At 71.6% G+C, this 19,846-nt stretch carries 19 protein-coding genes; 16 read left to right on the top strand and 3 right to left on the bottom strand.

The features are described 5' to 3' along the window. Window positions 1-144 precede the first annotated feature (144 nt). The 3 genes from pgsA to FHX73_RS00790 are packed head-to-tail and all read left to right on the top strand — an operon-like array spanning window position 145 to window position 2,942. A complete protein-coding gene (gene pgsA, locus FHX73_RS00800; RefSeq protein WP_145902764.1) occupies window positions 145-786 on the top strand; it encodes a phosphatidylinositol phosphate synthase in 642 nt (213 codons plus the stop codon). Between the two features lie 3 nt (window positions 787-789). Then, entirely contained in the window at window positions 790-1,764 is a 975-nt protein-coding gene (locus FHX73_RS00795) for a phosphatidylinositol mannoside acyltransferase (protein WP_145902763.1), read from the top strand. Continuing rightward, window positions 1,761-2,942, top strand: a complete 1,182-nt coding sequence (locus tag FHX73_RS00790; protein ID WP_145902762.1) for a glycosyltransferase family 4 protein — start codon at window positions 1,761-1,763, stop codon at window positions 2,940-2,942. The genes FHX73_RS00795 and FHX73_RS00790 overlap by 4 nt, the downstream gene beginning before the upstream one ends. 60 nt (window positions 2,943-3,002) lie before the next feature. On the opposite strand, the gene FHX73_RS00785 is transcribed toward FHX73_RS00790, so the two are convergent. Beyond that, the gene (locus FHX73_RS00785) at window positions 3,003-3,914 is read right to left on the bottom strand and encodes a hypothetical protein (protein WP_145902761.1); all 912 of its coding nucleotides are present in this window, start codon (window positions 3,912-3,914) and stop codon (window positions 3,003-3,005) included. 130 nt (window positions 3,915-4,044) lie between these two features. Here FHX73_RS00785 and FHX73_RS00780 point away from each other — a divergent pair, with 130 nt between their 5' ends. From FHX73_RS00780 to FHX73_RS00725, 12 genes are all read left to right on the top strand, one after another. Beyond that, window positions 4,045-4,590, top strand: a complete 546-nt coding sequence (locus FHX73_RS00780; RefSeq protein WP_145902760.1) for a LemA family protein — start codon at window positions 4,045-4,047, stop codon at window positions 4,588-4,590. 129 nt (window positions 4,591-4,719) lie between these two features. Further along, window positions 4,720-5,634: a pyridoxal 5'-phosphate synthase lyase subunit PdxS gene (gene pdxS, locus FHX73_RS00775; protein ID WP_145902759.1), complete on the top strand. Its 915-nt coding sequence runs from the start codon at window positions 4,720-4,722 to the stop codon at window positions 5,632-5,634. A 128-nt stretch (window positions 5,635-5,762) separates the two neighbouring features. After that, a complete protein-coding gene (gene pdxT / locus FHX73_RS00770) occupies window positions 5,763-6,386 on the top strand; it encodes a pyridoxal 5'-phosphate synthase glutaminase subunit PdxT (protein ID WP_145902758.1) in 624 nt (207 codons plus the stop codon). A 79-nt stretch (window positions 6,387-6,465) separates the two neighbouring features. Then, window positions 6,466-7,230: a YebC/PmpR family DNA-binding transcriptional regulator gene (locus tag FHX73_RS00765; RefSeq protein WP_145902757.1), complete on the top strand. Its 765-nt coding sequence runs from the start codon at window positions 6,466-6,468 to the stop codon at window positions 7,228-7,230. 155 nt (window positions 7,231-7,385) lie between these two features. Continuing rightward, window positions 7,386-7,934, top strand: coding sequence for a crossover junction endodeoxyribonuclease RuvC (gene ruvC, locus FHX73_RS00760; protein WP_145902756.1), 549 nt, complete (start codon window positions 7,386-7,388; stop codon window positions 7,932-7,934). Continuing rightward, complete coding sequence (ruvA, locus tag FHX73_RS00755; RefSeq protein ID WP_145902755.1) at window positions 7,931-8,545, top strand: Holliday junction branch migration protein RuvA; 615 nt, start codon at window positions 7,931-7,933, stop codon at window positions 8,543-8,545. Before ruvC ends, ruvA begins: the two co-directional genes overlap by 4 nt. Window positions 8,546-8,605: 60 nt before the next feature. Then, entirely contained in the window at window positions 8,606-9,691 is a 1,086-nt protein-coding gene (gene ruvB / locus FHX73_RS00750) for a Holliday junction branch migration DNA helicase RuvB (RefSeq protein WP_145902754.1), read from the top strand. Between the two features lie 179 nt (window positions 9,692-9,870). Further along, complete coding sequence (gene yajC / locus FHX73_RS00745; RefSeq protein ID WP_145902753.1) at window positions 9,871-10,272, top strand: preprotein translocase subunit YajC; 402 nt, start codon at window positions 9,871-9,873, stop codon at window positions 10,270-10,272. A 130-nt stretch (window positions 10,273-10,402) separates the two neighbouring features. Next, window positions 10,403-12,265, top strand: coding sequence for a protein translocase subunit SecD (gene secD / locus FHX73_RS00740; RefSeq protein ID WP_425461355.1), 1,863 nt, complete (start codon window positions 10,403-10,405; stop codon window positions 12,263-12,265). A gap of 4 nt (window positions 12,266-12,269) precedes the next feature. Beyond that, entirely contained in the window at window positions 12,270-13,400 is a 1,131-nt protein-coding gene (gene secF / locus FHX73_RS00735) for a protein translocase subunit SecF (RefSeq protein WP_145902752.1), read from the top strand. A 1-nt stretch (window position 13,401) separates the two neighbouring features. Next, window positions 13,402-13,959, top strand: coding sequence for an adenine phosphoribosyltransferase (locus tag FHX73_RS00730; protein WP_211786104.1), 558 nt, complete (start codon window positions 13,402-13,404; stop codon window positions 13,957-13,959). A 134-nt stretch (window positions 13,960-14,093) separates the two neighbouring features. Next, window positions 14,094-16,547: a RelA/SpoT family protein gene (locus FHX73_RS00725; RefSeq protein ID WP_145902750.1), complete on the top strand. Its 2,454-nt coding sequence runs from the start codon at window positions 14,094-14,096 to the stop codon at window positions 16,545-16,547. A 79-nt stretch (window positions 16,548-16,626) separates the two neighbouring features. Here FHX73_RS00725 and FHX73_RS00720 read toward each other — a convergent pair whose 3' ends face one another. Both FHX73_RS00720 and FHX73_RS00715 read right to left on the bottom strand, forming a co-directional pair. Beyond that, on the bottom strand, window positions 16,627-17,856 hold the full coding sequence (locus tag FHX73_RS00720) for a DUF349 domain-containing protein (protein ID WP_145902749.1): 1,230 nt from the start codon (window positions 17,854-17,856) through the stop codon (window positions 16,627-16,629). Between the two features lie 231 nt (window positions 17,857-18,087). Continuing rightward, complete coding sequence (locus FHX73_RS00715) at window positions 18,088-18,873, bottom strand: peptidylprolyl isomerase (RefSeq protein WP_145902748.1); 786 nt, start codon at window positions 18,871-18,873, stop codon at window positions 18,088-18,090. 257 nt (window positions 18,874-19,130) lie between these two features. Here FHX73_RS00715 and FHX73_RS00710 point away from each other — a divergent pair, with 257 nt between their 5' ends. Further along, window positions 19,131-19,838, top strand: a complete 708-nt coding sequence (locus FHX73_RS00710) for an MBL fold metallo-hydrolase (protein WP_145902747.1) — start codon at window positions 19,131-19,133, stop codon at window positions 19,836-19,838. Window positions 19,839-19,846: the final 8 nt, after the last annotated feature.

Genomic DNA, 19,846 nt, shown 5'->3' with positions numbered 1-19,846 from the left:
TCGGGTGTGCGGCGGCCGGGAGCGGTCGGTGGCCTGGCTACCATGGGTCCCGCCGGGTGGCTGATCCGCCCGGCCGCCCGGTGGTGCCGCTGACGGCCGCCGGTGCTTCAGACCGGTAGTGAGATCGGAGCGGTCGGGAAGGCCATGCTCAACAAATACGCGCGTGCCTTCTTCACACGTGTCCTGACCCCGTTCGCCGCGCTGCTGCTGCGCTGGGGGGTCAGCCCGGACGCGGTCACGCTGATCGGGACCGCCGGCTCGGTGGCGGGCGCCCTGGTGTTCTTCCCGCGCGGGGAGTTCTTCTGGGGCGTGATCACCGTCACGCTGTTCATCTTCTCGGACCTGGTGGACGGGAACATGGCCCGGCAGGCGGGCACCTCCAACAAGTGGGGGGCGTTCCTGGACTCCACGCTGGACCGGGTGGCGGACGCGGCGATCTTCGGTGGCCTGGCGCTCTGGTACTCGGGGCAGGGGAACAACGACCTGCTCTGCGCGGTGACGGTGTTCTGCCTGGCCAGTGGGCAGGTGGTGTCGTACACCAAGGCGCGGGCGGAGAGCCTGGGCCTGCCGTGCGACGTCTCCGGGCTGGTCGAGCGGGCCGAGCGGCTGGTGATCACGCTCACCTGCGCCGGTCTCGCCGGTCTGCACAAGTTCGGGGTGCCGTACATCGAGTGGCTGCTGCCGATCGCCCTCTGGGTGGTCGCGGCGGGCAGCCTGGTGACGGTGCTGCAGCGGATGCTGACGGTGCGCCGGGAAGCGTTCGAGGCGGCGGGCCGGGAGGGCTGAGGGATGGCGGAACAGGCCGGGGCGGCGTCGGAGCCGAAGCTGCGCGAGCGCGTGGTCGACGGCGCGTTCGCGGCGGGCTGGGCGGCGCTGAAGGTGCTGCCGGAGCCGGTCGCGCGCGGGCTGGGCACGGCGGTGGCCGACTTCACCTGGTGGCGCCGGGGCAAGGGGGTGCGGCAGTTGGAGGCCAACCTGGCCCGGGTGCGGCCGCAGGCCTCGTTCCTGGAGCTGCGCGAGCTCTCGCGGGCCGGCATGCGCTCCTACCTGCGGTACTGGATGGAGGCGTTCCGGCTGCCGGCCTGGAGCGACCGGCGGATCGCCAACGGTGTCCGGATCGAGGGCATGGAGCACCTGGAGGCCGCGATGGCCGCCGGGCGGGGCGCCGTGCTGGCGCTGCCGCACATGGCGAACTGGGACCTGGCCGGCGCCTGGGTGGTGCGGGCCTGCGGGTACCCGTTCACCACGGTCGCCGAGCGGTTGAAGCCGGAGTCGCTGTTCGAGCGGTTCGTGGCCTACCGGGAGAGCCTCGGCATGGAGGTGCTGGCGCTGACCGGCAGCGACATGTCGGTGATCGCCACGCTGGCGCAGCGGCTGCGGGCCGGCAAGCTGGTCTGCCTGGTCGGTGACCGGGACCTGTCGGAGGCCGGCATCGAGGTGCAGTTCTTCGGCGAGGCCACCCGGATGCCGGCCGGTCCGGCGGCGCTGGCGCAGCGCACGGGCGCGGCGCTGCTGCCGGTCTCGCTCTGGTACGAGGGCCGGACGATGGGCGCCCGGATCCACCCGCCGGTCGAGGTGCCGGCGGACCCGGACAAGAAGGCGGCCAAGGCCGCGATGACCCAGCGGCTGGCCGACGTCTGGGCGGGCGAGATCGACCAGCACCCGCAGGACTGGCACATGCTGCAGAAGCTCTGGCTCGCCGACCTGCCGCGGGCGGCGCACCCGAAGCGGGACGCGAAGTCGGCGGCGGAGGCCGCCTCGTGAGGATCGGCATCGTCTGCCCGTACGACTGGGACGTGCCGGGCGGTGTGCAGTTCCACATCCGCGACCTGGCCGAGCACCTGATCGCGCAGGGCCACAAGGTGTCGGTGCTGGCGCCGGCGGACGACGAGTCCAAGCTGCCCGCGTACGTGGTCTCGGCCGGGCGGGCGGTGGCCGTGCCGTACAACGGGTCGGTGGCGCGGCTGAGCTTCGGGATCATCTCGGCGACCCGGGTGCGGCGCTGGCTGCGCGACGGCGACTTCGACATCCTGCACGTGCACGAGCCGGCCTCGCCGAGCCTGTCGATGCTGGCGGGCTGGGCGGCGACCGGTCCGATGGTGGCGACCTTCCACACCTCCAACCCGCGCTCGCGGGTGATGACCGCGGCCTCGCCGATCCTGCAGCCGATCTTCGAGAAGATCGACGCCCGGATCGCGGTGAGCGAGTACGCCCGGCGCACCCTGGTGGAGCACCTGGGCGGGGACGCGGTGGTGATCCCGAACGGGGTGGACGTCGGGTTCTTCGCCAAGGCGCAGGCGGATCCGCGCTGGACCGGGCGGACGATCGGCTTCATCGGCCGGATCAACGAGCCGCGCAAGGGCCTGCCGACGCTGCTCGCGGCGCTGCCGCAGATCCTCGCCGCGCACCCCGAGGTGCGGCTGCTGGTGGCCGGCAAGGGCGACGAGGCGGAGGCGGCCGCCGCTCTGGCGCCCGAGGTGCGGGCCCGGGTGGAGTTCCTGGGCATGGTCAGCGACGAGGAGAAGGCCCGGCTGCTGCGCAGCGTCGACCTCTACGTGGCGCCCAACACCGGGGGCGAGAGCTTCGGGATCATCCTGGTGGAGGCGATGTCGGCGGCGGCTCCGGTGCTGGCCAGCGATCTGGACGCGTTCGCCCAGGTGCTGGACGGGGGCCGGGCGGGGGAGCTGTTCCCGGTGGAGGACGCGGGGGCGCTGGCCCGGGCGGCGGTGCGGCTGCTGGACGACCCGGTGCGGCTGGCCCAGCTGCGCACGGCGGCCGCGGAGCACGTGCGGCGGTTCGACTGGTCGGTGGTCGGCGCGGACATCCTGGCGGTGTACGAGACCGTGGTCGACGGGATGGGCGGCACCGGCGCGGCCTCCAAGGTGCGCGAGGACGACCGCAGTTCGCGCCCGCGCCGACTGCTGGGCCCGGCCCGGGACTGAGCCCGGCGCGGGACTGGGCTCGGCCCGGGACTGGGCCCGGGCCGAGCAGCCGCCGCCTGCTCAGTGCAGGTGGACCACCTTGTGCATGCCTTCGAAGGCGTGCGGCAGGCCGGTCTGGTCGTCGGGGACGAAGCAGAGCAGCACGTAGTCGCCGGGCGGCAGCTTGTCGATGTGGATCACGGCGTCGTGGCCGGGGGAGATCACGCTGAGGCCGACCGGGACGCCGGTGAACGGCGGGGGCGGCGGGGGAGTGTTGTTCAGCAGCGCGTCGAAGTAGGCCTGCACCTGGTCGTCGGTGGTGCCGGGGGCGACAGGCTGGATCTGCATCTCGTGCAGCTCGTCGGCGGCGTTGTGCACGAAGATGCCGCCGTTGGCGTCGTCCACGGCCTCGGTCTGGAAGCGCGGGCCGTTGCTGGTCTCGTGCTGGATGACGATCGAGTGCGGGAAGTGCGGCAGGTGGAAGCCGGCGTCCTCGCAGAGGTCGAGCTCCTTGACCGGGGGCGGCGAGCCGGGGTTGGCCAGGAACGCGGTGAAGTCCAGCAGGTAGACCGGGCCGGCCTTGATGTCCTCGGTCAGGATCGCGTCGTTGCCGGGCCGGGCCAGGCCGCCGCCGAGCGCCTCGGCCTCGTCCCGGACCTTGACGATCGCGGCGGCCGCCGCGGTCGGGTCGGGGCCGACGGCGACGGCCAGGTCCTGCAGCACCTGGTCCATGGTGACGCCCTGGTGCGGCCGGATCATCTGGAGTTCGCGGCCGTTCGGGTCGTCGGTGGCGATCTTGAAGGTGACGGTGCCGCCGGCGTGTTCGTCGGGCGCCTGGACGACGCCGGAGGTGGACAGCTTGACGTTGACCACGAAGCCCTCGTGGCCGGGTGCGTCGGCCCGGGCGACTCCGGTGGCGCCCATGGCGGTGGCGACGGCCAGTGCGGTGACCGCCGCGCTCCTCGCGCCGCGGCGCAGCAGAGCGGTGCTCATGCCGGTCCTCTCTGTGTTGGGTGACCCCCGTCACAGATCATCAGACTGACGGATCATCAGCTAGGCGCCATGCGGGCGACGGGCACCGATTGGCGTAGCCGCCGCCCGGGGGCCGGTAGCGTGGCCCCCCGTGACCGATTGGATCTGGGCCGCTGTGGCCGTGGTGCTGTTCGCCGTCTACCTGAGCTGGACGGCGGGCCGGCTGGACCGGCTGCACGCCCGGCTGGACACCGCGCGCGCCGCCCTCGACGCCCAGCTGCTGCGCCGGGCCTCGGTGGCCCAGGAGCTCGCCACCTCCTCGCTGCTCGACCCGGCCACCTCGCTGCTGCTCTACGAGGCCTCGCACGCGGCCCGGCAGGCCGACGAGGAGCAGCGCGAGGTGGCGGAGAGCGAGTTGAGCCAGGCGCTGCGGGCGGTCTTCGGCGAGCCGGAGCAGGTGGCGGCGCTGCGGGCGGCGCCGGGCGGGGACGAGGTGCTGCGCGACCTGTCCTCGGCGGCGCGCCGGGTGCCGATGGCGCGCCGGTTCCACAACGACGCGGTGCGCGCGGCGCGCGCCCTGCGCACGCACCGGATCGTCCGCTACTTCCGGCTGGCCGGCCGGGCGCCGTTCCCGATGGCCTTCGAGATGGACGACGAGGTCCCGGCGGCCCTGGCACCGCAAGGTTCGCCCGCGTAGCGTCGGGCGCTATCGGCCTGTTTGTCGAGGAGCGCCGGTCGGTCTGGACCGGGTGGCGCATCGGAACGCGGATCGCACGGCCTACCATAGGGCGATAGCACACCGGTTCGTCTTCGAGTGAGGTCTTACGTGTCCAGCAGCACTACCGCTTCCGCCGACCAGCCGCAGATCGGCACCGCCCGGGTCAAGCGCGGTATGGCCGAGCAGCTCAAGGGCGGTGTGATCATGGACGTGGTCAACGCCGAGCAGGCCAAGATCGCCGAGGACGCCGGTGCCGTCGCCGTCATGGCGCTGGAGCGGGTTCCGGCCGACATCCGCAAGGACGGCGGCGTTGCCCGGATGTCCGACCCGGACATGATCGACGGCATCATCAACGCGGTGTCGATCCCGGTGATGGCCAAGTCCCGGATCGGCCACTTCGTGGAGGCCCAGGTCCTGCAGGCGCTCGGCGTCGACTACATCGACGAGTCCGAGGTCCTCACCCCGGCCGACGAGGTCAACCACTCCGACAAGTGGGCGTTCACCACCCCCTTCGTCTGCGGCGCCACCAACCTGGGCGAGGCGCTGCGCCGGGTCGCCGAGGGCGCGGCGATGATCCGTTCCAAGGGCGAGGCCGGCACCGGCAACGTGGTCGAGGCCGTGCGCCACATGCGCCAGATCAACGCCGACATCCGCCGCCTGACCACGCTGGACGAGAACGAGCTCTACGTCGCGGCGAAGAACCTCCAGGCCCCCTACGAGCTGGTCAAGGAGGTCGCGCAGCTGGGCAAGCTCCCGGTCGTGCTGTTCTCCGCCGGCGGCGTGGCCACCCCGGCCGACGCGGCGCTGATGATGCAGCTGGGTGCCGAGGGCGTCTTCGTCGGCTCGGGCATCTTCAAGTCCGGCGACCCGGCCAAGCGCGCCGCCGCCGTCGTCAAGGCCACCACCTTCTTCGACGACCCGAAGGTCATCGCGGACGTCTCGCGCGGTCTGGGCGAGGCCATGGTCGGCATCAACTGCGACACCCTGCCCGAGACCGAGCGCTACGCCAACCGCGGCTGGTAGTCCGGGCTCCGCGCCACGTTCGTCCGGCCCGCCGCGCGCAGCTCCAGGCGCGGCGGGCCGTCCTTGCTTTTTTCCCCCGGCCTTCGGCCGGGGGCGCCCCCACTACCGAGTTGAAGAGGTAGCCACCCGTGTCCACCCGCACCGCAGTCATCGGCGTCCTGGCCCTGCAGGGCGACGTCCGCGAGCACCTCATAGCGCTCGCCGAGGCCGACGCGCAGGCCCGCCCGGTCCGCCGGCCCGAGGAACTGGCCGAGGTCGACGCCGTGGTGATCCCCGGTGGCGAGTCCACCACGATGTCCAACCTGGCGCTCTCCTTCGGCCTGATGGAGCCGCTGCGCGAGCGGGTCGCCAAGGGCATGCCGGTCTACGGCTCCTGCGCGGGCATGATCATGCTGGCCGACGTGATCCTGGACGGCCGGGACGACCAGCAGAGCGTCGGCGGCATCGACATGACGGTGCGTCGCAACGCCTTCGGCCGGCAGAACGAGTCCTTCGAGTCGGCGATCGACGTCAAGGGCTTCGACAGCGCGGTGCACGGCGTCTTCATCCGGGCCCCCTGGGTCGAGTCGGTCGGGGCCGAGGTCGAGGTGCTGGCCGAGCTGCCGGCCGCCGACGGGGCCCAGTCGCGGATCGTGGCGGTGCGTCAGGGGAACCTGCTGGCCACCTCCTTCCACCCGGAGCTGACCGGCGACCACCGGGTGCACGAGCTGTTCGTCCGGATCGTCGAGGAAGCGCTCGCCGACCAGGGCTGACCGGTGCCAGGCGCGCCGCTCCGACACCGGTAAGATCTCCCCTGTTTCATTTCCCTTTGGCGACGTAAAGGAGCTGGTGATGTCCGGCCACTCTAAGTGGGCTACCACCAAGCACAAGAAGGCCGTGATCGACGCCAAGCGCGGCAAGCTCTTCGCCAAGATGATCAAGAACATCGAGGTGGCGGCGAAGACCGGCGGCCCCGACCCGGCGGGCAACCCGACGCTCTACGACGCCATCCAGAAGGCCAAGAAGAGCTCCGTCCCGATCGACAACATCAACCGCGCCGTCAAGCGCGGTGGTGGCCTGGAGGCCGGTGGCGCCGACTACTCCACGATCATGTACGAGGGCTACGGCCCGAACGGCGTCGCGGTGCTGATCGAGTGCCTCACCGACAACCGCAACCGCGCCGCCTCCGACGTGCGCGTGGCGATGACCCGCAACGGCGGCTCGATGGCCGACCCGGGCTCGGTGTCGTACCTGTTCAACCGCAAGGGCCAGGTCATCGTGCCCAAGGCCGACGGCGTGGACGAGGACCGGGTGCTGGAGGTCGTGCTGGAGGCCGGGCTGGACGTCGAGGAGGTCAACGACCTCGGCGACACCCTGGAGGTGCTCTCCGAGCCGTCCGACCTGGTCAAGGTCCGCACCGCGCTGGTCGACGCCGGCCTGGACTACGACTCGGCCGAGTCGCCGTTCGTGCCGAGCATGCAGGTCGAGCTGGACGTCGACGGCGCCCGCAAGATCCTCAAGCTGATCGACGTGCTGGAGGACAGCGACGACGTGCAGAACGTCTTCGCCAACTTCGACATCTCGGACGAGGTCGGCGCGCAGCTCGACGCCGAGTGACACCTGACGGTGCGTGCGACCGGCCCGGTGGTCCTGACGGACCGCCGGGCCGGTGCCGTTGTCGGTGAGTGCGGCCGTCGGTGAGTGCTGCTGTCGGTGCCGTTGGCTAGGGTCTGACCAGGCGTGCAGCGGCGGAACGCGGAAAGGGCGGGAGCGTGCGGGTACTGGGTGTGGACCCCGGACTGACCAGGTGCGGGGTCGGCGTGGTGGAGGGGGCGCCGGGCCGGCCGCTGCGGATGCTCGGCGTCGGCGTGGTGCGCACCCCGGCCGACCAGGACGTGCCGCTGCGGCTGCTCGCCGTCGAGCAGGGCCTGGAGCGCTGGTTGGACGAGTACCAGCCCGAACTGGTCGCGATCGAGCGGGTCTTCGCGCAGCACAACGTGAGCACCGTGATGGGCACCGCGCAGGCCAGCGCCGTCGCGATGCTCTGCGCCACCCGGCGCGGCATACCGGTCGCGCTGCACACCCCGAGCGAGGTCAAGGCCGCCGTCACCGGATCGGGGCGGGCCGACAAGGCGCAGGTCACCGCGATGGTGACCCGGCTGCTGCGGCTGGCCGAGCCACCCAAGCCGGCCGACGCGGCGGACGCGCTGGCCCTGGCGATCTGTCACATCTGGCGCGGCAGTGCGAGCGACAAGATCGCCGCCGCGCTGGCCCGCAGCACCCCTCCGCGTTCCACCCCAGCCAAGGAGTACCGCCCGTGATCGCCTTCGTCCAGGGCCCGGTGGCCGCCCTCAGCGCCGGCCTCGCCGTGATCGAGGTGGGCGGGGTCGGCATGGCGGTGCAGTGCACCCCGAACACGCTGTCCACGCTGCGCCTCGGCGAGCCGGCCCGGCTGTGCACCTCGCTGGTGGTCCGGGAGGACTCGCTCACCCTGTACGGCTTCGCCGACGAGGACGAGCGGGCCACCTTCGAGGTGCTGCAGGCGGCGCCCGGGGTCGGGCCCCGGCTGGCGCAGGCGATGCTCGGGGTGCACAGCCCCGAGGCGCTGCGGGTCGCGGTGGCCCAGGGCGACGAGCGGGCGCTGATCAAGGTGCCCGGGATCGGCAAGGCCAAGGCGGCCAAGCTGCTGCTGGAGTACAAGGACAAACTGGGCGTGCCGCACGGCACCGTGCCGGTGCAGTCGGCGCCGGTCGCGGTCGGCCCGGCGCCCTGGCAGGACCAGCTGCACGCCGCGCTGGTCGGCCTGGGCTACGCTCCGCGCGAGGCCGACGAGGCGGTGGCCGCGGTCACTCCGGAGGCCGAGGCGCAGCAACGCACCGACGTCGGCGCGCTGTTGAAGTCCGCGCTGCGCAGCCTGAGCCGGGCGCGCTGAAGCGGATCCGCTGGGCCGATCTGACCCCTTATCAATCTGTCGACTTGGAGCCAGTCCCCGATGAGCCCGTACGAGTCCGACCCCGTCGACCGGCTGGTCGGCGCCGCCGCCGACGACGCCGACCAGGCGGTGGAGGCGGCGCTGCGCCCCAAGCTGCTCGACGAGTTCATCGGCCAGGAGCGGGTGCGCGAGCAGCTCTCGCTGGTGCTGCGGGCGGCCCGCAAGCGCGGCGCCGCGCCGGACCACGTGCTGCTCTCCGGCCCGCCCGGGCTCGGCAAGACCACGCTGTCGATGATCATCGCGGCCGAGCTGAACGCGCCGATCCGGATCACCTCCGGGCCGGCCATCCAGCACGCCGGCGACCTGGCCGCGATCCTCTCCTCGCTGACCGAGGGCGAGGTGCTGTTCCTCGACGAGATCCACCGGATGTCCCGGCCCGCCGAGGAGATGCTCTACATGGCGATGGAGGACTTCCGGGTCGACGTGATCGTCGGCAAGGGCCCCGGCGCCACCGCGATCCCGCTGGAACTGCCGCCGTTCACCCTGGTCGGCGCGACCACCCGGGCCGGACTGCTGCCGCCGCCGCTGCGCGACCGGTTCGGCTTCACCGGGCACATGGAGTTCTACGCGCCCACCGAGCTGGAGAAGGTGGTGCACCGCTCGGCCCGGCTGCTGGACGTGGAGATCGACCCGGCCGGCGCGGCCGAGATCGCCGGCCGCTCCCGCGGGACCCCGCGGATCGCCAACCGGCTGCTGCGCCGGGTGCGCGACTACGCGCAGGTGGAGCACGACGGGGTGATCGACCGTCAGATCGCCGCCCGGGCCCTGGCCGTCTACGAGGTCGACGAGCGCGGGCTGGACCGGTTGGACCGCGCGGTGCTCGACGCGCTGCTGCGGCTCTTCGGCGGCGGGCCGGTCGGGCTCTCCACGCTGGCCGTCGCGGTGGGGGAGGAGGCCGAGACGGTGGAGGAGGTGGCCGAGCCGTTCCTGGTCAGGGAGGGGCTGTTGGCCCGCACCCCGCGCGGGCGGATCGCCACCGCCGCGGCCTGGCAGCACCTGGGGCTGGCCCAGCCGCCGCACGCCCCGGGCGGGCGCGGCGCGGTGCCGGGCCAGCAGGCCCTACTCGGTCCGGAGCCGTCCGCCTGATGAGGCGCGCCGAACTGAGTGCGCCGCAGACTCGCCACCTTTGGCGGCAGGATGCGATGCTTGGCGTTGTCCGATCAGAGCGGGTCTCCTAGACTTCGCCGGACCGTCCCGTCTCACTGGTGGGACGACCATCGCCACTGGCCAGCCCCCCGGCCGGGCCCTCAAAGGACATTTCTGCTGTGAGTCTCATCATCCTCGTCCTCCCGATCGCCGTGATGTTCCTGCTGTTCCGGTCGCAGAAGAAGCGCCAGCAGCAGACCCAGCACACGCTGTCGGCCATGGCCCCGGGCTCCGCGGTCCGCACGATCGGCGGCCTCTACGCCACCGTGAAGTCGATCGGCGACTCGACCGTGGAGCTGGAGATCGCCCCCGGCGTCTTCACCCACTTCTCCAAGAGCGCCGTCGCCGCGGTGATCGACCCCCAGGAGTACGACGAGATCATCAACGGCCGTCCCGCCGAGGACGAGTCCGCCGAGTTCGAGGCCGACGAGACCGAGGAGGCCGAGACCGAGACCGTCGCGGACGAGGCCGTCGAGGACAGCATCAGCCTTGAGAAGGCCGGCGAGAAGACCGCCAAGTAGTACCCCCCACGGCACGCAGACCCGTCAGGCTGCACCACTCACGGTTGTCCGCAGCAGGTACCGCCCACCTGTCCCTGAGGCAGGCGGGCGGTGCTGAGCCAGCGGCATGGGACAGGGAGAAACGAGCAAGGTGGCAACACCCAAGTCGCGTCCGCGCGACGGTTACCCGGGGCGGGCTCTGGCCCTCGTCCTGGCAGTGACCGTCGGACTGGTCGCCCTCATGTTCGGGACGGGCCACAGGACGCCTCGCCTCGGGATCGATCTGGCCGGTGGCACCGAGATCACGCTGACCGCCAACTCGACCGACAAGAACGCGGTCAACAAGTCCAACATGGACATCGCGGTCGGGATCATCCAGAAGCGGGTCAACGCGTTCGGCGTCTCCGAGGCCGAGGTGCAGACCCAGGGGAACAACAACATCATCGTTGACATCCCCAAGGGCACGAACAGCCAGCAGGCTGCCGAGCAGGTCGGCACCACGGCCCAGCTCTACTTCCGCCCGGTGATCACCTACGCGCCGACCGGCGTGCCGGCCCAGCCGACCCCGACGCCCAGCGGCTCCCCCTCGGGCAGCGCCGCTCCGTCGGGCAGCGCCTCGCCGAGCGCCGCCGCGAGCGGCTCGGCCAGTGCCTCCGCCGCCGCCAGCGCCTCCGCCCCGACCGGCGCGAGCCCCTCGGCCAGTGCCACCAAGGCCGGCCGCGCGGTCTCCGACGCCCTGAAGGCCGACGCCACCACCGGCACCGCCGCGGCCGCCTCGCCGTCGGCCGCCGCCTCGGCCGCCCCGTCGGCCGCGCCGTCCGCGCCGTCGCTGGCCAACCCGTCCGCCGCCCCGCCGGCGGCCGACCCGAACGCCGCGATCCCGGCCGACGTCCAGCAGCAGTACGCCAACCTGGACTGCTCGCAGGCGTCGCAGCGCAAGGACTACCAGGCCGCCGACCCGAGCAAGCCGACCGTCGCCTGCTCCACCGACCCGGAGCCCACGGGCGCCGGGAACCAGAAGGCCTACAACAAGTTCCTGCTCGGCCCGGTCGAGGTGAACGGCAAGGACGTCTCCAAGGCCACCGCGGGTTACGACACCCAGCAGGCCAACGGCTGGGAGGTGCAGCTGGCCTTCAACGACAAGGGTTCGAAGGACTTCGCGACCACCACCGGCCAGCTCGCCACCCAGCAGCAGCCGGCCAACGAGTTCGCCATCGTGCTGGACGGCAACGTCGTCTCGCACCCCTACGTGGCGCAGTCGATCACCGGCGGCAACGCGGTGATCAACGGCACCTTCACCCAGGAGCAGGCCAGCAGCCTGGCCAACGTGCTCAGCTACGGCGCGCTGCCGCTGAGCTTCGCCAAGAGCGACGTGACCACCGTGTCCGCCGCGCTCGGCGGCGACCAGCTGCACGCCGGCCTGCTGGCCGGCGCGATCGGCCTGGCGCTGGTGATCATCTACTCGCTGGTCTACTACCGCGGCCTGGGCCTGGTCTCGATCGCCGGTCTGGTGGTCTCCGCGATCCTGACCTACTCGATCATGACGCTGCTGGGCGCCAGCATCGGCTTCGCGCTGAACCTGCCGGCGGTCTGCGGTGCGATCGTGGCGATCGGCATCACGGCCGACTCGTTCATCGTCTACTTCGAACGGATCCGCGACGAGGTCCGCGAGGGCGCCCAGCTGCGCCCGGCGGTCCAGCGGGCCTGGCCGCGCGCCCGGCGCACCATCCTGGTGTCGGACTTCGTCTCGTTCCTGTGTGCCGCGGTGCTGTACGTGGTGTCGGTGGGCAAGGTGCAGGGCTTCGCGTTCACGCTGGGCCTGACCACGCTGCTCGACATCGTGGTGATCTTCCTCTTCACCAAGCCGATGATCACGCTGCTGGCCCGTCGGAAGTTCTTCGCCAACGGCCACCCGTGGTCCGGTCTGGACCCGAAGCGGCTGGGCGCCCGTCCGCCGCTGCGCAGCACCCGCCGCCGCTCCGGCACCCCTGCCGCCGCCGTCAAGGAGGCCTGACGCAATGTCACGCTTCAGCAACCTCGGCCACCGTCTCTACCGGGGCGAGATCAGCTTCGACTTCGTCGGCCGCCGCAAGCTCTGGTACAGCATCTCCGGGGTCATCGCCCTGGTGGCGGTCATCGGACTGTCGACGGTCGGGCTGCACCTGGGCATCGAGTTCAAGGGCGGGTCGGTCTACACCGTCACCAAGCCCGGACTGACGATCAGCCAGGCGCAGACCGAGATCAACAAGATCGTCGGGGACTCCACCTCGCAGGTGCAGTCCACCGGTGACGGCAAGATCCGGATCCAGGTCAGCGCCGACGAGAAGGTGTCCTCGGACACCGTCGTCAAGGACCTCTCCACCGACCTGGGCGTGGACGCCGCCAACATCGACGCCCAGGTGGTCGGCCCGAGCTGGGGCCACGAGATCTCCCAGAAGGCGCTGCTCGGCCTGGTGATCTTCATGGTCCTGGTCACCGCCTACCTGGCGATCGCCTTCGAGTGGCGGATGGCGCTGGCCGCGCTGGTCGCCCTCGTGCACGACCTGCTGATCACCATCGGCGTCTACGCGGTGGTCGGCTTCGAGGTCAGCCCGGGCACGGTGATCGGCTTCCTGACCATCCTCGGTTACTCGCTCTACGACACGGTCGTCGTCTTCGACACCGTGAAGGAGAACACCAAGGACATCGAGAAGCAGAACAAGCTCACCTACAGCGAGGCGGCCAACGCCGGCCTCAACCAGACCCTGGTGCGTTCGCTCAACACCACGGTGGTGGCGCTGCTGCCGGTCGCCGCACTGCTCTTCATCGGCGGCGGCATCCTCGGCGCCGGCACCCTGAACGACATCTCGCTGGCGCTGTTCATCGGCCTGTCGGCCGGTGCCTACTCCTCGATCTGCGTCGCCACCCCGCTGCTGGCGCAGCTCAAGGAGCAGACCCCGCAGATGCGGGCGCTGGCCAAGCGGGTCGCCCAGCGGCGCGCGGCGGACGCCAAGGCGGCGGCCGCCGCCGAGGCGGCCGGCACGACCGCGGAGCCGGTGGACGAGGCCGAGCAGGCCGTGGCCGACGGTGTCGCGGCGGGTATGGTCGGTCAGCGTAACCAGCCGACGGGCCGGGCCCGCGGCAAGGGCCGGCCCTCCGGCAAGCGCTGAGATGGGGAACCCCGTGACCGACACCGCCTTGACCGACCTGCTGAACAGCAGGATCCGGGACGTGCCCGACTACCCGAAGCCGGGGGTGCTGTTCAAGGACATCGCCCCGCTGCTCGCCGACGCCGAGGCCTTCGGGGCGCTCACCCGGGCGCTGGCCGAGCGGGCGAAGGAGCTGGGCGCCACCAAGGTGGTCGGTCTGGAGGCCCGCGGGTTCGTGCTGGCCGCTCCGGCGGCCGTCGCGGCGGGCCTGGGCTTCGTGCCGATCCGCAAGAAGGGCAAGCTGCCCGGCGAGGTCTTCCAGAAGTCCTACGACCTGGAGTACGGCTCGGCCACCCTTGAGGTGCAGTGCGACGCCTTCGCCCCCGGGGAGAAGGTGCTGGTGGTGGACGACGTGCTGGCCACCGGCGGCACCATCGCCGCCTCGCTGGACCTGGTCCAGCGGGCCGGCGCCGAACTGGTCGGCGTGGTCGTGCTGATGGAGCTCGGCTTCCTCGACGGGCGCGAGCGGCTCGCCCCGCACCTGGCCGGGGCTCCGCTGGAGACCCTGGTCACGGTCTGACACCGGACCGTTCCGAAGAGCGGTGATCGCACACGCGATCACCGCTCTCGGCATGTCAGGGGCGCACCGGTCGGCCGCCGCCGCGCCGCGCTCGGTACCATGAAGGTTCATCCGGTGCGTACCGAGGAGTGTCGTTGCCCGACGAGGCCCAGCACACGGGCGCGGCGCCCGCCAACGAGGAGAGCGCCCGCCAGCCCGCGCCGTCCGGCGCCACCTCGGCGCGGCCGGCACCCCCCTCCGGGCTGGCCCGCGCGGTCGGCCCCGCGCTGCGCCAGGCCTCCGCCAGCGGCGGCATGCGGGCCCGGCTGGCCCGCTTCGGCGGCCAGCGCAGCGCCGTGCACAACCCGGTGCTGGAGCCGCTGTTCCGCACCATCCGGGCCCAGGACCCGAAGGCCGACCCGGCCCTGCTGCGCGACATCGAGCGCGCCTACACGGTGGCCGAGCGCTGGCACCGCGGCCAGAAGCGCAAGAGCGGCGACCCCTACATCACCCACCCGCTGGCCGTCGCCACCATCCTGGCCGAACTGGGCATGGACGCCCCGACCCTGATGGCCGGTCTGCTGCACGACACCGTCGAGGACACCGACTACGGCCTGGAGACGCTGCGCCAGGACTTCGGCGACTCGGTCGCGCTGCTGGTGGACGGCGTCACCAAGCTGGACAAGGTCAAGTTCGGCGAGGCCGCGCAAGCGGAAACGGTTCGCAAGATGGTCGTCGCGATGGCCAAGGACCCCCGGGTCCTGGTGATCAAGCTCGCCGACCGGCTGCACAACATGCGCACCATGCGCTACCTCAAGCGGGAGAAGCAGGAGAAGAAGGCCCGCGAGACGCTGGAGATCTACGCCCCGCTGGCGCACCGGCTGGGCATGAACACCATCAAGTGGGAGCTGGAGGACCTGGCCTTCGCCATCCTCTACCCCAAGATGTACGACGAGATCGTCCGGCTGGTCGCCGAGCGCGCGCCGAAGCGGGACGAGTACCTGGCCACCGTGATCGACCAGGTGCAGCACGACCTGCGCGGGGCCCGGATCTCCGCCTCGGTCACCGGCCGGCCGAAGCACTACTACTCGGTCTACCAGAAGATGATCGTCCGCGGCCGCGACTTCGCCGAGATCTACGACCTGGTGGGCATCCGGGTCCTGGTCGACACGGTGCGGGACTGCTACGCGGCGCTCGGCACCATCCACGCGCGGTGGAACCCGGTCCCCGGCCGGTTCAAGGACTACATCGCGATGCCCAAGTTCAACATGTACCAGTCGCTGCACACCACGGTGATCGGTCCCGGGGGCAAGCCGGTCGAACTGCAGATCCGCACCTTCGACATGCACCGCCGGGCCGAGTACGGCATCGCCGCGCACTGGAAGTACAAGCAGCGCGCGGTGGCCGGCACCTCCAAGGTGCGCACCGACACCCCGACCCAGGTGCGCAAGGAGGACAAGGCCGGCGCGGTCAACGAGATGGCCTGGCTGCGCCAGCTGCTGGACTGGCAGAAGGAGACCGAGGACCCCAGCGAGTTCCTGGAGTCGCTGCGCTTCGACCTGTCCAACAACGAGGTCTTCGTCTTCACCCCCAAGGGCGACGTGATAGCCCTGCCCGCCGGCGCCACCCCGGTGGACTTCGCCTTCGCGGTGCACACCGAGGTCGGCTTCCGGTGCATAGGAGCCCGGGTCAACGGTCGGCTGGTGCCGCTGGAATCCACCCTGGAGAACGGCGACACGGTCGAGGTCTTCACCTCCAAGGCGGAGGGCGCCGGCCCGTCCCGGGACTGGCTGACCTTCGTCAAGTCGCCGCGGGCCCGCAACAAGATCAAGGCCTGGTTCTCCAAGGAGCGCCGCGAGGAGGCGATCGAGCAGGGCAAGGAGGCGATCGCCCGGGCGATGCGCAAGCAGGGCCTGCCGATCCAGCGGATCCTCACCGGCGACTCGCTGGTCACCCTGGCCCACGAGATGCGCTACCCGGACATCTCCTCGCTGTACGCGGCGATCGGCGAGGGCCACGTCTCGGCCCAGTCGATCGTGCAGAAGCTGGTCCAGGCGCTCGGCGGCGAGGAGGGCGCCACCGAGGAGTACGCCGAGACCGCCACCGTGCCCAGCCACGAGGGCCGGGCGCAGCGGCGCCGCCGGGCCAAGGGCGACCCGGGCGTGATCGTGAAGGGCGTCGACGACGTCTGGGTCAAGCTCTCCCGCTGCTGCACCCCGGTGCCGGGCGACCCGATCGTCGGCTTCGTCACCCGGGGCAACGGCGTCTCGGTGCACCGGGCGGACTGCGTCAACGTGGACTCGTTGACCCAGCAGCCCGAGCGGATGATCGAGGTCGAGTGGGCGCCCACCCAGTCCTCGGTCTTCCTGGTGGCGATCCAGGTCGAGGCGCTGGACCGCTCGCGACTGCTCTCGGACGTCACCCGGGTGCTCTCCGACCAGCACGTCAACATCCTGTCGGCGGCCGTGCAGACCTCCCGGGACCGGGTGGCGATGAGCCGGTTCACCTTCGAGATGGGCGACCCCAAGCACCTGGGGCACGTGCTCAAGGCGGTGCGCGGGGTGGAGGGCGTCTACGACGTCTACCGGGTCACCTCGGCCCGGAAGTGAGCAACGGGAAGGGGCCCACCGCCGCGGCGGTGGGCCCCTTCCCGTTGTGCTGACGGCGGACCGTCGTGCTGACGGCGGATCAGCCGCTGAACTCCTGCAGGCTCTTCAGCGCCTGGTCGAGCAGCGCCTGACGGCCCGCCAGCTCGCCCTCAAGCTTGGCCGCCTTGCTCGCGTTGCCGGCCGCCCGGGCCTTGTCCAGCTCGCCCTGGAGCTTGTCCACGGCGGCCTGCAGCAGGCTGGTCATGCCGGTCGCGCGGGCCTTGGCCTCCGGGTTGGAGCGCTGCCACTCGGCGTCCTCGGCCTCGCGGATCGCCCGCTCGACCGCACCCAGCCGGCCGTCCAGGCGCGGCTTGGCGTCGCGCGGCACGTGGCCGATCGCCTCCCAGCGCTCGCTGACGCCGCGCAGCGCCGCCTTGGCCGCCTTGATGTCGGTGATCGGCAGGATCGCCTCGGCCTCGGCGGCCAGCGCCTCCTTCAGCTTCTGGTTCTCCGCCTGCTCCGCGTCCCGCTCGGTGAAGATCGCCGAACGGGCCTGGAAGAAGACGTCCTGGGCGCCGCGGAACCGCGCCCACAGCTCGTCCTCGGCGTCGCGCTGGGCCCGGCCCGCGGCCTTCCACTGCGCCATCAGGTCGCGGTAGCGGGCCGCCGTGTCGCCCCACTCGGTGGAGTTCGAGAGCGCCTCGGCCTCGGTGACCAGCCGCTCCTTGACCGCCCGGGCCTGGTCCCGCTCCGCGTCCAGCTGCGCGAAGTGCGCCTTGCGGTGCTTGGAGAAGACCGAGCGGGCGTGCGAGAAGCGGTGCCACAGCTCGTCGTCGCTCTTGCGGTCCAGGCGGGGCAGGCCCTTCCAGGTGTCCACCAGGGCGCGCAGCCGGTCGCCGGCCTCCCGCCACTGGGTGGACTCGGCGAGCTGCTCCGCCTCGGCGACCAGCGCCTCCTTGGCGGTGCGGGTCTCCTCGGTGGCCTTGGCGCGGGCCGCCTTGCGCTCCACCTGGCGGGTCTCGATCTCACCGGCCAGGGTGTCCAGGCGCTGGGCCAGGGCGGCCAGGTCGCCGACCGCGTGGCCCTCGACGACCTGGGCGCGCAGGTGGTCCAGCGCGGTCTGGGCGTCCTTGGCACCGAGGTCGGTCTTGCGCACCCGGTGCTCCAGGAGCCCGATCTCGGCGGACAGGCCCTGGTACTTGCGCTCGAAGTAGGCGAGAGCCTCCTCCGGGGAGCCCGCCTGCCAGGAGCCGACGACGCGTTCGCCCTCGGCCGTCCTGACGTAGACGGTCCCCTGCTCGTCGACACGGCCCCACGGGTCGCTGCTCACAGCGCCTCCTCCACATGACGTCCCGTCACCGACTGGGTGCGGATCCGTCGTCCACAGTTGAATGTGCGGCGGACCGATGGCCCGTCGTCCCTGCCCGCCCGAGTCTTCCAGGTGCTTGCGGTGCTGCCCTGGGTGACGGCGGCGGGCCAGGGCACCCTATACAACAGCAACATAGGCGACCAGGCCCGGTGCTGTCCGCATCCGGGCCGGGTCGATTTCCGGCGGACCGGGTCAGTCCTTGACGGCGGTCACCTTGTTGAACACCACGGTGGCGTTCGGGGCGCCGTCGCCCTGTCCGTTCGCGTCGTTCTCGCCGGCCTGGGCGATGTTGTTCAGCACGTCCATGCCGCCGGTGATCTTGCCGAACGGGGTGTAGCTGGCGGGCAGCTGGGTGTCCTTGTAGACCAGGAAGAACTGGCTGCCGTTGGTGTTCGGGCCGGAGTTGGCCATCGCGACGGTGCCGGCCGGGTAGGTCGCGCCGGTCAGGTTCTCGTCGGTGAACTTGTAGCCCGGGCTGCCGGAGCCGGTGGCGGTCGGGTCGCCGCACTGCAGCACGTAGATGCCCTGGGTGGTGAGCCGGTGGCACTTGGTGTGGTCGAAGTAGTTCTGACCCGCCAGGAAGACGAACGAGTTGACCGTGTGCGGGGCCTTGCTCGCGTCCATGGTGAAGGTCACGGTGCCGCAGCTGGTGTCCAGCGTGGCGGTGTAGGTGGCCTTGGCGTCGACCGTCATGCTCGGCTCGGTGGACCACTGCTTGTTGTTCGGCGAGCCGGGCTGCGGGGTGGTGCAGCCCTTGCCGACCGGGGCCGCGCTGGCGGTGGCGGCCTTCTTCTTGCCGTCGGAGGAGAAGACGCCGGAGGCGGCCAGGCTCGCGCCGGCGACCACCACCACGGCGACCGCGCCGGCGATGATCGCGTTGCGGCGCTTCGCCTTGCTCCGGGCCTCGACGCGGTTCGCCTGCTGCCGCTCGTACTTCTCGCGGGCGAGCTGCCGCCGCCGCTGTTCGCTGGTGACCACCGGGCCGTCTCTCCTAGGTAACGCCGTACTGCACGGAAGTGTGGATGTGCTGGGCGGATCATCGCATCCACCAGCCGCCAAGTGTAGGGACCCTGTCGGTAAGAACACGGTGAGAAGGCGGGAACGGGGCATCCGAACCACCGGCACGGCGGCACGCCAGCAACCGGTATCCGGTTCGCAACCGGTGCCTTACCGCCGGTAGGCTGCACCGACAAGCCCGTCCCCCGTCCACCCCGACACGCCAGCAGAGGTCAACCGTGTTCATCGCCGGATTCCCAGCCGGAGCCTGGGGGACCAACTGCTACCTGGTGGCCCCCGCGGCCGGCGAGGAGTGCGTGATCGTCGACCCCGGCCACCAGGCGGCGGCCGGAGTGCAGGAGATGGTCCGCGAACACCGGCTCAAGCCGGTCGCGGTGGTCCTCACCCACGGGCACATCGACCACGTCGCCTCCGTGGTCCCGGTCTGCGGCGCCCAGGGCGTGCCGGCCTGGATCCACCCGGCGGACCGGTACATGCTGTCCGACCCGGAGAAGGCGCTCGGCCGCTCGATCGGGATGCCGCTGATGGGCGAGCTGACCATCGGCGAGCCGGACGACCTGCGGCTGCTCACCGACGGCAGCGAACTGGAGCTGGCCGGTCTGAAGTTCACCGTCGACCACGCGCCCGGCCATACCGAGGGGTCGGTGACGTTCCGGACGCCCGCGAGCGAGGAGATCCCCCCGGTTCTCTTCTCGGGCGACCTGCTCTTCGCCGGCTCCATCGGGCGCACGGACCTCCCGGGCGGCAGCCACGCAGCCATCCTGCGATCGCTGGCCCGGGTCTGCCTGCCCCTCGACGACGCGACCGTGGTGCTCTCCGGCCACGGCGCCCAGACCACCATCGGCCGCGAGCGCGCCACCAACCCGTACCTCCAGCAGGTGATGGGGTTGTCGGATGGCCCCGCGGCACCGCGACGAGGAATGTGACGGAAGAG

It is taken from the genome of Kitasatospora viridis, from assembly GCF_007829815.1.
Classification (GTDB): domain Bacteria; phylum Actinomycetota; class Actinomycetes; order Streptomycetales; family Streptomycetaceae; genus Kitasatospora; species Kitasatospora viridis.
Note: the sequence above shows the minus strand (reverse complement) of the source record. Positions and strands in the feature narration are given on the sequence as shown.